This is a genomic window from Rhodococcus sp. H29-C3 (genome assembly GCF_030063405.1).
In the GTDB taxonomy this organism is placed as follows: domain Bacteria; phylum Actinomycetota; class Actinomycetes; order Mycobacteriales; family Mycobacteriaceae; genus Rhodococcoides.
The window spans coordinates 410,893-424,346 of the sequence record NZ_JASITC010000004.1 but is presented as its reverse complement, the minus strand read 5'-3'; the positions used below and the strand labels follow the sequence as shown (position 1 = coordinate 424,346).

The following is a 13,454-nucleotide window of genomic DNA, read 5'->3' as shown; positions in this document are numbered from 1 at the left end:
CGCCGACCCCCGGTGCTCGACGTGTCGACCGTGGACGTCCAGCTGTTCCGGTGGTCGGCCGTGTCACTGCCGACTACCCGACGCGCTATCCGGCGACGGACTTTCCGACTGGGTACTCATGGGAACCAATTGTTCACCGAGAGACCCGGCACGAGCGTCAATGGAGGTGTTCGGCGTGGCGGGTGTTGGACGTGTGGGAGAGGAAGCGGAGCGCGGAGTGACCGATAGGGATGACTGTGTCGGCGAAACACTCTGCGAATCCGGAGGATCCAAGGGCGCGACCGGCTTGCCTTCCGCGGGAGCCGGCGTCCCGATCACCTGCACGGAACCATCGGGCGCGACGACGAGACGCGCAACATTCGCTGCGGGTACCATCCCCATTTCAGCGGCACGCCTCGCGAGTTCTGGTGCCGAGTCGGCTAATTCGACGTCGCGTTGAAGCGAGGCACGTTCCTGAACAAGTCCCTCGTTGTATGCCTTGGCATCGGACAGGTCGTAAGAATCCCCCGCCGATCGAGTCGTCAGCAGCAGCGTCAGACCGAGCCCGAGGGACAACAGCCCGATGATCAGAGCGACGAACGGGATACGGGCCGTCATCGACGCCCCGGACTGCGATAAGCGAGCAGCACCGTGACTGGTAGCCGTTCCGTCCCCGGAGTGCACCGTGGCTCGCTGCTGACGACGCTCGTAGGCGCGCAGCGCAGCACCGGAGCGTGCAGCGCCAGTCTCCGTCGAGGTCGCTCGTGTTCGACGCGTGCGCCGAGTTCCTGCCGAACCCGCGGTGATTGTCATGCCGCTCTCCTTGCGATGCGCTCGGCTGCACGCAGGCGCACAGGCGCCGAACGCGGGTTGTCTTCGATTTCTTGATCCGAGGCGCGTTCGGCCCCTCGGGTAAGCAGCGCGAACTCAGGACCCATCCCGGGGAGCTCAACCGGAAGGCCCTCCGGGCTGCGAGATTTGACGCGTGGAGCCAGCTCCTTCTTGACTACTCGATCCTCGAGCGACTGGTAGGACATGAACACCACTCGTCCACCGATCGAGAGTGCATCCAGACCGGCAGGCACTGCCTTCTCCAGCGAATCGAGCTCACCGTTCACCTCGATGCGCAGAGCTTGAAAAGTACGCTTGGCCGGATGCCCGCCCGTGCGGCGCGTCGCTGCCGGAATCGACTCGTAGAGAAGTTCCACCAGGGCACCGCTCGTGGTGAAGGGTGTGATCGCTCGACGACGAAGTATCGCCGATGCGATACGACCCGCGAACCGCTCTTCGCCATAGGTACTGAGCACCCGCGCGATGTCGCCATGACTGTAGGTATTGAGGATGTCCGCGGCAGTAATTCCCACCGTCGAGTCCATCCGCATGTCCAGAGGCGCGTCTATCGAATAGGCGAATCCACGTTCCGCCTCGTCCAACTGCATCGACGAAACACCGAGGTCGAACAGAATCGCATGTACCGACTCGTACTCGGGCAGACCTGCCTCTTCGAGCGCTGCACCGATTCCGTCGTATGTCGTATGTACGAAGGTTGTCCTGTCGGAGAATTCGGACAGGCGCCGACTCGCGAGATCAAGAGCGGCCGGATCCCGATCGAGACCGATCAGTCGGACACCGGGGTAGGTGCGCAAAAAGTGTTCGGAGTGGCCCCCGAGCCCGAGGGTGGCGTCGATCATGACGCTGCCTTCTCCACCGGGGCCTACTGCGGTCAACGCGGGACCGAGCAGTTCGTCGGCTCGGCCTAAACGAACCGGAATATGCTTGGCACGTGGGGTATTCGATGCATTGGATCCCTGCGACGGTCCTACGGTATTTCCAGGACGGTCAGGAGGGTTGTCCGGGACGGGCGGCTGAGACTCGCCTTCCACAATGATTCCTCCCGGTCTTGCTTGGCGCACCTTGTGCTCGGCGAGCGGATGGAAGAGATGAACGGTGTCGAATGCTTCGAGGTCCCTGTCCGATAGGGATCCTGGCGTTGGGGAAGAACGTCAGGTTCCTGATCTGTGAAACCTGGCGTTGGGGAAGAACGTCAGGGTTCTGATCGGGCAGAGGCCTCGCGGCACTCGGCGGTGATTCGAAGGGCTACATAATCCCTCCGAGGGATTCGTCGAAGGCGTCGGAGAAACTCTGCTCGCTTTCCGCCGAGTAGCGAGTCCAGGACTCTTGGTTCCAGATCTCGATGAACTCGATGGAGCCGTTGACGACGACTTCGCGTCCAAGATTTGCATAGCGCCGATGGTCGGCGCTGATCATGATCCGCCCCTGCCCGTCGAGCTGCTGCTCGTCGGTGCCGGCACCCAACTGCCTGATGTATGCACGTGCGACGGGATTCGACCGCGAGGCTTCGGTGAGCTTGCGAACCCGCTCGGCAAACTCTTCCGGGGTGTAGACAGCGAGGCTGTGATCCTGCCCTTTGCTCACCATCACACCTCCAGAAAGCGCTTCGCGGAACTTCGCCGGCAACGTCAACCGACCCTTGTCGTCGAGCTTTGGCGTGTAGGTACCGAGGAACACTCGACACCTCCTACCTCAACCCTTCGCTGTCCACCACTTTACCCCACTTCCCCCCACTATCAATCCCTGGCGGGGATTCATTTCTCGTCTTCTTCACAAAAACCCAGCTCAAAGAGGCGGAAGGCTGTGGGGAGGATTTCTGCCTGCGGCGCGCCTAGCTCGGATCCCGGACTCTGATCCGTGAGCAGAGGCCAAGAAACTGCAGATCGGATCCCCGTCACGAGCACTACAGATCGTCGGACGAGCGGTGGTGGGTCCAAGTGGGGATTCCCCGGTTCAGCGTCGGCCCGTTGGCGAAAGCGACGTAGACAGCAAAAAAGCGGCGCCCCACCTTTCGGTGGAACACCGCTTTCGCGTTCTTCAGCATCGCGCGTTGCTAGTGCCGCGCGATCTCTGTCGTCAACCGCTGCGGGCGACGATCACGTCCATCGGACTGCAATCGCGCGCACAGTGTTCACTCCTGCTCGAACCGCCGACGGAACCGATCTTCCATGCGCGACGCGAAGCCTCCGCCTTTACGGGCAGACTTGGACTTCTGCCCCGAGCTTCTCGGACCGGAGCCGGAATTGGATCCGCTCACACTCGATGCGTCGCCGTCGGACGGCGTTGCAGCTTTGCGTGATCCGCCGAGAAGAAACAGCACGCCTGCCCCGAACATCAGGACGAAGCCAACGAGACTTATCACAGGAAAACCGCCAGGCTTGAATGGCAGAGCCACCCCGGCGATCAGAAGAACAAGCCCCAACGCGAACAATGCGGCCGCTTGAAAACGGCGTTTGCTCGATGCCGTACGCATGCGTCCGCTTCGTACGTGCGAGGCGAATTTGGGATCCTCGGCGTAGAGAGCGCTCTCGATTTGATCGAGCATGCGCTGCTCGTGCTCGGAGAGTGGCACGGTACCTCCCCCTGAACAGAAATTGAAAGTCATTTCGGGTGCGAAACGACGGGAAGCTGACCTTGGCGGCTACCTACTGTCGATAATACGAGCAGAATCGCCTGCTTACCACCTACTCGCGATATGCGTTCCTGAGAATGTCCAAAGTTTCCCAGCCCAACGCCACAATCTGCACTCGGAAGTCGCTGATCTGCAGCAGCTGCCACAGGCGTCGGGACGCCTACCTGCGACCGAACATGGCGCTCAAGCAGATATCGGATGCGGGCCGACTCCCAGTCTGTCGAGTCGCGAATCGGCTCCGATGTACTCCTCCACCACCTGAAGGAATCGACCTACTTCGCGGTAGAACTCGTCAGCATCGCTCTCGTCGATCGATCGGGACAGGCCCGCCTGGACCGCCGCTCTGGTCGCCGAGAAGCCAGAGAAGTACTCGGCCCAGGAATCGAGCACAGGCGCCGCCTTGGCCATCAACACCCAAGCACTTCGCGAGCGCGCTCGCGAAGTGGCGATCGGCGTCGCCTCCAGGACCGATGCCGCGCCGCGCAGCGCCGCCATGTAGCAGTCGAGAAACATCTCAGCGGCATCCGCGGCGCCGACCGACCGAGACAGCAGAGCATCCGCTCGGCCGAGCAACGCTCTGGCGCGAGGTGATACCGGCGGACGCACGTCAGCACGAAGAACTTTGGTAGCCATACTCGAACACCTCCCGTTCGATTCGCCTCACGTGGTCGTCCGATCTGACACTTCGGATTCGGTGGTACGGATTAGGTACTACCGACACGCCCGGACAACGATGAAGCTCTAAGGTCGGAACCCGGCGAGTCTCGCTTCCCTCGAGCTCTTCGCCGGATCGCCGACATCGAACATTCGTTCGACATATTCAATATAACTGCGCCCACCGACAAGTAGTCAAGGAAAGGTTGAGAACAGTCGCTACCGATGCGGAAACGACCCCTTATCTCGTCGACCTTTCCTCTCAGGAAATTCGTCGCCGCCTCCCCGAAGCTCTGGCCATCTACGTCGAGGCCATGGGTTACCCCAAGGGCACCGAGTACCACCGCGCACCCATGTGGATCGAGCATGTGTCGCGGCCAGGCTGGCGGGGAGTCGGAGCAGTGCTCCCCACCCCCGATGCACCCCTGGTCGCCGTGGCGTACGGCTATCACGGTGCCCGCAGTCACTGGTGGTATCAGCAGGTGCGCGACGGGCTGCGCAGGTCCGGACACACCGGCGAGTACATCGACGGAGTACTCGACGACTACTTCGAGTTGACGGAGCTGCACGTCACACCGAGCGCCCAGGGCCATGGACTCGGCAGCGCACTCACTCGCAGACTGCTACAGGATCGACCCGAAAAAAGCGTGCTGCTGTCCACCCCCGAGGTCGAGCACGAGGAAAATCGCGCCTGGCGGTTGTACCGCCGACTCGGATTCGAGGACGTGCTGCGCAACTTCACGTTTTCTGGCGATCGACGGCCCTTCGCCGTGCTGGGTCACGCGCTACCGTTCGAATGAAGAACGACCTATAGCCTGGACCGGTGATCGACGCTGTGGTAGTCGGCTCCGGCCATAATGCTCTGACTTCGGCTTGCTATCTAGCTGCAGCTGGACTGTCCGTCGAGGTGCTCGAACGAGACACCATCGCCGGCGGCGCGGTGTCGTCCGTGGAGAGATTCCCAGGACACCGCGTGGATCGCGGGTCGTCTGCGCACATCATGGTGCGTCATACGGGAGTGATCGAAGAACTCGAGCTCGCCAGTTACGGACTGCGCTATGCGGAGTGTGATCCGTGGGCTTTCGCGCCCGGAGCTCCGAACTCCACCGAGGAAGCCTTGGTGTTCCACCGCGACCTGGATCGAACATGCGAGTCGATCGCGCGGTCCTGCGGGAGCGCCGATGCGATCGCTTATCGGCAGTTCGTTGCGGTGTGGGGCCCACGAAGTGCAAGGACGATGCGGGCGTTCTCCTCCCCACCCACCGGCCCGGGCTTGCTTCGCTCCTTCTGGGGTCTCGACGCCCCCGACGGCGGAAGCGCATTGTCCCGGGAATTCCTCACTACCGGCGACGCACTGCTCGATGCGTTGTTCACGAGTGAGCGCCTGAAAGCTGCACTGGCGTGGTTCGGCGCGCAATCGGGACCACCCATGTCCGAGCCGGGCACTGCCCCCATGGTCGGCTTCGCGGCGTTGATGCACACGCTTCCTCCCGGGCGTGCTATCGGCGGAAGTGGCGCACTCACCGAGGCCCTCGTTACTCGGCTGACGGCTACGGGCGGGTCGGTTTCCCTTGGCGACGCGGTCGAAGCAGTCTCGCCGAGAGATGGACAGTGGACGACCACGACATCTTCTGGACGATCGATCCGTAGCCGAATGGTCATCGCAGGCTGTCACATTCTGACCACTCTCGACCTTCTCGCGGCAGGCGGCCATGATCCTCGCGCGATCGAAGCCTGGCGCCGACATATTCGGGTCGGCCCCGGTATCGGGATGGCAGTTCGTCTGGCCACCGACTCGCTGCCGCAGTATTCGAGCGCAGCGGCCGATTCAGACGCGACGACGGGTCTACAGATGTTGGTTCGCGACCGTGCACATCTTCGTCTGGCCCATGGGTCCGCGTCTGCAGGTGAACTCCCACCGAGGCCGGCGGTACTCGGCATGTCGTTCACCGCGATCGATCCCACCGTTGCACCCGCAGGCCAACATCAGATTTCACTGTGGTCGCAGTGGCAGCCCCACACCCTGTCCGGAGGACGCCAGTGGCGTGAATCGGACCAGGTACGCGCCGACGATCTCGCTGAGCTCGAGGCGGACCGAATTGTTGCCGAGCTCGAGTCCTACGCACCGGGCTTCGGTGCGTCTGTGCTCGAGCGACATGTCCAGTCACCCGTCGATATCGAACGCGAGCTCGGCTTGATCGGGGGAAATATCATGCATGTAGAGATGTCACTCGATCAGATGATGATGTGGCGACCAGTCCCCCAACTCGCCGGATATCGAGTACCTGGGGCTCCAGGAATGTACTTGACGGGCGCCTCGACCCACCCGGGTGGCGGAGTGTCCGCGGCGAGTGGGCGCAGTGCGGCGCGAATCGCGCTGGCCGATGCGCGAGCAGGCAGACTCCGCCGTTGGATCGGGAACCGCAGACGATGAACAGGTTCGTCATGGCACTCGTGGGTGCCGCAATACTGGCCCAGATTTCGTACCCCCTCGTGACCGGTTCGCGACGCGATATCGTCACCGTCGCAATCGTCGTTCTCCTCGCGTTGTCCGCGCTCGTACACGCCGCCTTGTCCCGCGGTGTCGGGTGGGCTCTGATGCTGTTCGTGACGACCGCCGGACTCGGCCTGATCGCCGAAATAGTCGGGACCGCAACGGGGTTCCCTTTTGGAAGCTACGGATATGCAGCTGATCGACTCGGCCCCGACATCCTGGGCGTGCCCGCGGTGGTCCCACTTGCGTGGACCGCAGGGTTTTATCCGATCTGGTGCGCAGTCTCCTATGTGTTGCAACGATCCTCGACCTCCCCGGAGTGTCGAAGAATCCACCGCGTCGTGATCACCGCGGTCGGGATGGTCGGATGGGATCTCTACCTCGACACACAGATGGTGACAGATGGGCAGTGGACCTGGACGTCGCCGATCGCTGGACTACCTGGAATTCCTTCGATTCCGGTGAGCAACTATCTGGGGTGGTTTGTCACCGCAGCCATCATGGCGCTGATCGTCGATACTCTGGGGCGCCGGTTCCAAGCTGACCGCACCACGCTGTCGCCGATTTCCGACACCGCTCCTCTGGTGCTGTTCACCTGGACGTGGCTCGGGTCGGCGCTTGCTCACGCCGCGCTTCTGACCGGACCGGAACTCCGATACTCGGCCGTCTACGGATTTTTCGCGATGGGGGTCGTCGGAGTTCCGCTCGTATGGACTTGGGCGACGTCGAGATGGACCACTTCGGGAAATCCGACCGCTGAACCGCGAGGACGCACGCGGACTCGGTGACGTTCTTTCGGCTCCCTGGCGCAGACGGTGTCCTACGTCTGGCACGATGTCGAACGTGCAGTCGACATTCCGTGCAGGAACCCGTAACCGTCGAATTATGTCCGCCCTTGCATTAGCGCTGTTCGTAGCGCCGATGTTGGCCGGTTGCCTTCGGGTACAGGTGTCTATGGGTGTCTCTGCAGACGACCGAGTGTCGGGGCAGATCGTGGCCGCGACGATACCGACGTCCGATACCGACACCGGCCCGGTGCTCACGCCTCCGTCTTCGCTCGCGAGCAAGATCCGTGTAGCGGAATACAAGCAGGATGGATATGTCGGCACCCAAGCACGTTTCAGCGATCTCTCCTTCGGCGACCTTCAAACCCTCGGTTCCATGTCGGATCAGGCGACCGGGAGCTACCAGCTCGTGATGCAGCGAGCGGGCGACACCGTAACGCTCGAAGGTAAGGCCGATTTACAGACGGTCCCCGAGCAGGGCACCGATGTTCAGTTCACCATCGCATTCCCCGCTCGAATCGGGACGACCAACGGTACCCGTGAAGGGGACAACATCATCACTTGGAAGTTGCCCGCGGGCGAGGTGACGAGCATGCGAGCCGAGGTCAACTATCCCGATCCCAACACCCGAAGTTTCGCGGGCTGGGCCGGCATCGTCGGCGGTGTCACTGTAGGTATTGCGGCGATCGTCGGAGCCATGGCCTGGGTGACCAGAAACCCGCCGGTGCGCCTCGTCGAGTTGAAGAAGTAGGTCGAGTCGAAGAAGTAGACCGCAGACGCTGAACGCCACACCGTGAGCATCTTCGTCAGCAAGGAATCGATCGTGACTACCGCCGGCCGAGTGATCGCCGGGGTGACTGCTGCCGGTGCGGTGCTATCGGTATCGACGGCGGCCATCTCGGTCGTCAACGCCTTCACAGTGCCTCGCCTGTCCCGCACAACCGATTCCGACATCTACGACTCGATCGTGGTCTGCGTTCCCGCCCGCAACGAACAAGAACAACTCCCCTTGCTCATTGCCGACCTTCGAGCTCAGCGTCGGTGCCGTGATCTTCGGATTCTGATACTCGACGACGGTTCGTCGGATGACACCCTCGCGGCGGCCCAAGCAGCTGCCGGCGACGACGCCCGCGTCAGCATCGTCGAATCGCGCGCCGAGCCACCTTCAGGTTGGACAGGCAAGGCGGCAGCGTGCCGGACCCTTGCCGGTCTCGCGTTCGAGATGAACGATCACCTCGACGCAATCGTGTTCGTCGACGCCGACGTTCGTCTCGCCCAGGACGCGATCGCAGCAGCAGCGTCGGCACTGCGCGGCCACGATGCTGCATTGGTGTGTCCATGGCCGAAGCAGATCAGCGGAAGCGTCGTAGAACACCTGGTACAACCGCTACTTGGCTTCTCGTGGATGTCGACGCTACCGATTCGGCTCGCCAACGGTTCGCTCCGTCCGTCGACTACCGTCTCGTGCGGTCAATTCATGATGTTCGACGCGGCGGCGTACCGCGACATCGGTGGGCACGAGTCGGTGGCAGCCAGCGTGACCGAGGATCTCGACATTGCCCGCACCTTGCGTCGCAGCGGTCGGCGCACGATTCTCGTCTCGGGGGCCGGTCTGGTCGAATGCCGTATGTACGACGGTGTGAACGATCTACGCGCAGGATATTCGCGCTGGTTGTGGAACGCTTTCGGCGGTACCGGGGGTTCGATCGGAGTGTTGTCCGCGGTCTCGGTGATGTATTTGCTTCCACCCGTCGCAGCCCTGGTGGGATCTGGTTCCGTCCGAAGGTGGGGCCGGATCGGCTACGGCGCAGCCGTGGTGTCGAGATTCGCTGCAGCGCAAGCCGAATATTCGAACATGCCCGGTCGATCGACCGACGTTCTTCGCTGTGCTGTCGAGTCGAGCGCCCAACCGCTGTCCGTGGCCATCTACATCTGGCTCACGATCGATTCGCATCGGTCGCACGCGCGCGGAAACCTGAGGTGGAAGCAGCGCCCACTGATCGCCGAGGACCAATCCCCCGCGGTCGAAGGACTTTCCTAGACGCTCACCGGTTTCAGGTCCAGATCACACGCGTGCTGCGCAGAGTCCCAGATTGGTCAGCACTTCCCGCGTCGCACGCGCGAAGTTCAGGGTGATGAAGTGCAGTGCCGGCGCGCCCTCGGCGATGAGACGCTCGCATGTCGACGTCGCCAATTCGATTCCGACTTCGCGAACCGCAGCTCGGTCTTCTTCGGCACCGGTCCCGGCCGCTCTGGTGAAGCGCTCGTCGATCTCGCTGGGAAGCGCCGAGCCCGACAGCGTCAGCGCCCTACGGACCGTACGGAGCGAGGTGATCGGCATGATCTCGGGAATGATGGGCTTGCACGCCTGCTCGGGGTCGAACGCCGCAACGCGATCGCGCAACCGCAGATAGTCTTCGACGTCGAAGAACATCTGCGTTATCGAGTATTCCGCTCCGGCACGAAGTTTGTTCACCAGAACACGGGTGTCCTGTTCGAGATCGACGGCCCGGTAGTGCCCCTCGGGGAACGATGCGACGCCGACGTGAAAGTCTCCGAGCTCTCGAACGAGGCTGACGAGCTCCTCTGCATATTCGACACCCTCGGGGTGCTTGGTCCAGTCGCCGAGCGGATCGCCCGGCGGATCGCCGCGAAGCACCAGAATGTTGGAGATCCCGCGGTCTGCGTATGCGCCGACCATGGATCGAAGCTCATCGATGCTATGAGACACCGCGGTCAGGTGCGCCACCGGCAGCAACGTCGTGTTTTCGGAGATCTCTCCCGTTACTCGGACTGTCCGGTCTCGGGTCGAGCCGCCTGCGCCGTACGTCATGGACACGAATGCCGGCTGCATCTGCTCGAATTCGCGGACAGCACGCCACAGCCTCGCTTCCGCGGCCTCGTCCCGTGGTGGAGAAAACTCGACCGAGAATGGAATCGTCGACTCCGTCGATGTCCGTAGACGATCGACTATCGATGGGGTTCGGGTGACCCACCCCTCACTCGACCGCCCCCTGACGGCATCTGATGTCACGGGCACATCATAGTTTCGTACGAAACTCCGGTGACAGGAGGCTCACGATAGAGGGATCGATCAGCGGTGACGGCTAGTGTGAAAGTGATACATCCCCACCCCGCACTCGACTGGAGGATCCCCTGTCCAGAGACTCGACTCTTCCCGCTCCGCGTCGAACGAGTGACCCCGACCCAGCCCTACGAGAAGCGATCACTGCGCCGGTTGCACTCGTCGAGTCCGCGTTGGCCGAGTTCTTCCATTCCCGACGCGACCAGGTGGCCCGGGTCGGCGGCGGTTACCGTTCTGCCGTCGCAGACCTCGAAGCCTTCGTATTGCGTGGTGGAAAGCGAATCCGGCCCTCGTTCGGCTGGATGGCCTGGCTCGGAGCAGGCGGCGATCACCGTAGCCCGCAGGCCGCATCCGTGCTCCGTGCCTGCGCATCTCTGGAATTGATACAAGCGTGCGCGCTCATTCACGACGACATCATCGACGCTTCGCTCACCCGCCGCGGCTTTCCCACCGTGCACGTCGGTTTCACCGAGAGGCATCGTGCGGCGGGCTGGTCCGGCTCCTCCGAGCGCTTCGGTGAATCTGCCGCGATCCTGCTCGGCGATCTGGCATTGTGCTGGGCCGACGACATGCTTCGAGAATCCGGAATCGGACACGACGCGATGGGGCGAGTGTCTCCGGTGTGGTCGGCTATGCGCACCGAAGTGCTCGGCGGTCAGTTGCTCGACATCGAAGCCGAAGCCGGTCTCGACGAATCTGTGGAGGCAGCGATGCAGGTCAATCGCTACAAAACCGCGGCGTACACCGTCGAACGCCCGCTCCAGCTGGGTGCCGTGTTGGCCGGGGCACCGGAGAGCCTCGTCGACGCATATCGATCCTTCGGAACCGACATCGGCCTCGCCTTCCAGCTTCGTGACGACCTCCTCGGTGTCTTCGGCGATCCGGCAGTCACCGGCAAGCCATCCGGCGACGACATCCGAGAAGGCAAACGCACAGTCCTGATGGCAGTGGCCTTACAGCTCGCCGACCGAGACAGGCCGGAGGCGGGATCACTGCTCAGGTCGAGCCTCGGAGTAGTCGATCTGACCGAGGACACGATCGCGACCATCCGTACGTTGCTGATCGAACTGGGAGCAGTCGCGGACGTCGAACGCCGAATTTCCGAACTCACCGACCGCGCACTCGACACGCTGAAGGCGAGTGCAGTCGAACCGCACGCCGCCGCGCAATTGCGTGCAATGTCCATAGCCGCCACGCAGCGCACCTACTAGATCGGTAGAGAACATTGTCTCAGCAGCCACGCAACCGAAATCGCCTCCGGACCGTACCGGGTCAAATCGAGACCGTCGTGGTGGTCGGTGCAGGACTTGCGGGGTTGTCTGCTGCTCTGCATCTCGCCGGCGCAGGCAAACAGGTGATCGTCTTGGAGCGCGAAGACTCGGTCGGGGGTCGAGTGGGGACCTATACGGTCCGCGACACCGACGGGAGTCGTCTCTATGACATCGACAATGGTGCGAGTGTCCTGACGATGCCCAACCTCATCGAGAACGCGCTGGCGGCAGTCGGTGAGTCTTTCCAATCGACAACACCGGCAATCCAGCTGAGCGCGCTGTCTCCGAGCTACCACTCCCGCTACGCCGATGGCACCGCTATCGACGTGTTTGCCGATCCGAGCGCAATGGCAGCAGAAGTCGAGCGCACGTGCGGATCGACGGAAGCCGCTGGCTACCTGCGACTCCGAGAGTGGCTCGCCTCCATCTTCGAGGCCGAGTTCGACCGGTTCATCGACTCCAACTTCGATTCGCCGCTCGATCTGGTGTCCTCGCGTGCAGCGCTCCGCGACACGGCCACTCTCACCAGGCTCGGTGGATTCGGCCGACTCGGACCCCGCGTCGAATCGTTCCTGAAAGACGAGCGACTTCGACGGGTGTTCACTTTCCAGGCACTCTATGCAGGCATGGCGCCGGCGAAGGCTCTCGCTGTCTACGGCGCGATCGCACATATGGATACCTCGCTCGGCGTCTACTTCCCGGTCGGTGGGATGTCCACGATCGCCGCGTCGATGGCCGATGCACTTTCCCGGAACGGTGGTTCGGTTCGCACCGGCGCAGAAGTATCGACTCTGATTGTCGCCCGCAATCGAGTCACCGGCGTCGCGACTGCGGACGGTGAAACCTACGAGTGCGACGCGGTGGTTCTCACACCGGATCTACCGGTAGTGGACGCACTGCTGGAGCGAGCGGGAGTTACCTCCAAGGGAAGATCACGCGGCTACGGTGTCGTGTCACCCTCGGCGGTCGTTTTTCACGGCACCGTCCCGATCTCGTCCACCGCGTCGTGGCCGAGTAGGTCACATCACACAATCGATTTCGGAGCCCAGTGGGCGAGCACGTTCCAACGAATCACCGCGCGCAGTGGACGCGGAAAGCTGATGGAGGATCCGTCACTGCTCATCACCCGTCCGGGGGTCAGCGACCCATCACTACAGCTGGTCCGTGACGGCGTGCAGTGCGAACCGGTGTCGATACTGGCACCGTGCCCGAACCTCGACGGAGCGCCGTTGGACTGGGCGGCGTTGGCTATGCCGTACGTGCGCGAATTGCAGGGCGAATTGGAACGACGTGGCTATCACGGTCTCACCGCCGATATGACGATCGACCATGTCGACACTCCGCGGACGTGGGCCGATAAAGGCATGCTGCACGGCAGTCCGTTTTCCTCGGCACACGTGTTCAGGCAGACGGGCCCGTTCCGACGGAAGAATCTCGTGGCAGGGCTCGACAACGTGGTGCTGGCCGGGTCGGGAACCACCCCGGGTGTCGGAGTGCCCACGGTTCTCGTTTCAGGCAAACTTGCGGCCGAACGCATCCTGGGAACCCCCGCTGACGCGTCGGCTGGATCGGCCGTAGTTCGGAGCACGGCCGCCGACGCTCTAAACTGACTCCGGTCCAGCACGGATTCAGCGTTCGCACCCGCCACGCCAGCAACTTAGTCCCCGAGAGGAGAGTGACCCGACTTATGTCTTCGGTCTCG

General features: G+C 62.7%; 13 protein-coding genes. 7 read left to right on the top strand and 6 right to left on the bottom strand.

The window, feature by feature from the left end:
• Nucleotides 1-63: 63 nt before the first annotated feature.
• The 5 genes from ftsL to QMK32_RS12135 form a co-directional block, all read right to left on the bottom strand.
• A complete protein-coding gene (gene ftsL / locus QMK32_RS12155; RefSeq protein WP_283475195.1) occupies nucleotides 64-792 on the bottom strand; it encodes a cell division protein FtsL in 729 nt (242 codons plus the stop codon).
• The gene (gene rsmH, locus QMK32_RS12150) at nucleotides 789-1,751 is read right to left on the bottom strand and encodes a 16S rRNA (cytosine(1402)-N(4))-methyltransferase RsmH (RefSeq protein ID WP_283475356.1); all 963 of its coding nucleotides are present in this window, start codon (nucleotides 1,749-1,751) and stop codon (nucleotides 789-791) included. The genes ftsL and rsmH overlap by 4 nt, the downstream gene beginning before the upstream one ends.
• Nucleotides 1,752-2,076: 325 nt before the next feature.
• A complete protein-coding gene (mraZ, locus tag QMK32_RS12145; protein ID WP_269304009.1) occupies nucleotides 2,077-2,508 on the bottom strand; it encodes a division/cell wall cluster transcriptional repressor MraZ in 432 nt (143 codons plus the stop codon).
• Nucleotides 2,509-2,962: 454 nt separating this feature from the next.
• Nucleotides 2,963-3,403 carry an SCO2097 family morphological protein gene (locus QMK32_RS12140; RefSeq protein ID WP_136172024.1) on the bottom strand — a complete coding sequence of 147 codons (441 nt, stop codon included), beginning with the start codon at nucleotides 3,401-3,403 and terminating at the stop codon, nucleotides 2,963-2,965.
• A 243-nt stretch (nucleotides 3,404-3,646) separates the two neighbouring features.
• Nucleotides 3,647-4,096 carry an SAV_6107 family HEPN domain-containing protein gene (locus QMK32_RS12135; RefSeq protein WP_283475194.1) on the bottom strand — a complete coding sequence of 150 codons (450 nt, stop codon included), beginning with the start codon at nucleotides 4,094-4,096 and terminating at the stop codon, nucleotides 3,647-3,649.
• A 227-nt stretch (nucleotides 4,097-4,323) separates the two neighbouring features.
• Between QMK32_RS12135 and QMK32_RS12130 the strand changes: the two genes are divergently transcribed.
• The 5 genes from QMK32_RS12130 (at nucleotide 4,324) to QMK32_RS12110 (ending at nucleotide 9,437) form a co-directional block, all read left to right on the top strand.
• Complete coding sequence (locus tag QMK32_RS12130; RefSeq protein WP_283475193.1) at nucleotides 4,324-4,917, top strand: GNAT family N-acetyltransferase; 594 nt, start codon at nucleotides 4,324-4,326, stop codon at nucleotides 4,915-4,917.
• Nucleotides 4,918-4,940: 23 nt separating this feature from the next.
• Complete coding sequence (locus QMK32_RS12125) at nucleotides 4,941-6,551, top strand: phytoene desaturase family protein (RefSeq protein WP_283475192.1); 1,611 nt, start codon at nucleotides 4,941-4,943, stop codon at nucleotides 6,549-6,551.
• Entirely contained in the window at nucleotides 6,548-7,399 is an 852-nt protein-coding gene (locus tag QMK32_RS12120; protein WP_283475191.1) for a carotenoid biosynthesis protein, read from the top strand. The genes QMK32_RS12125 and QMK32_RS12120 overlap by 4 nt, the downstream gene beginning before the upstream one ends.
• A 97-nt stretch (nucleotides 7,400-7,496) precedes the next feature.
• Nucleotides 7,497-8,147 carry an LppM family (lipo)protein gene (locus tag QMK32_RS12115; RefSeq protein ID WP_283475190.1) on the top strand — a complete coding sequence of 217 codons (651 nt, stop codon included), beginning with the start codon at nucleotides 7,497-7,499 and terminating at the stop codon, nucleotides 8,145-8,147.
• Between the two features lie 72 nt (nucleotides 8,148-8,219).
• Nucleotides 8,220-9,437, top strand: coding sequence for a glycosyltransferase family 2 protein (locus QMK32_RS12110; protein ID WP_283475189.1), 1,218 nt, complete (start codon nucleotides 8,220-8,222; stop codon nucleotides 9,435-9,437).
• Between the two features lie 24 nt (nucleotides 9,438-9,461).
• Here QMK32_RS12110 and metF read toward each other — a convergent pair whose 3' ends face one another.
• Entirely contained in the window at nucleotides 9,462-10,430 is a 969-nt protein-coding gene (gene metF / locus QMK32_RS12105) for a methylenetetrahydrofolate reductase [NAD(P)H] (RefSeq protein ID WP_283475188.1), read from the bottom strand.
• A 191-nt stretch (nucleotides 10,431-10,621) separates the two neighbouring features.
• Between metF and QMK32_RS12100 the strand changes: the two genes are divergently transcribed.
• Complete coding sequence (locus tag QMK32_RS12100; RefSeq protein WP_283475355.1) at nucleotides 10,622-11,692, top strand: polyprenyl synthetase family protein; 1,071 nt, start codon at nucleotides 10,622-10,624, stop codon at nucleotides 11,690-11,692.
• 80 nt (nucleotides 11,693-11,772) lie between these two features.
• Nucleotides 11,773-13,362, top strand: coding sequence for a phytoene desaturase family protein (crtI, locus tag QMK32_RS12095; protein ID WP_283475354.1), 1,590 nt, complete (start codon nucleotides 11,773-11,775; stop codon nucleotides 13,360-13,362).
• Nucleotides 13,363-13,454 lie beyond the last annotated feature (92 nt).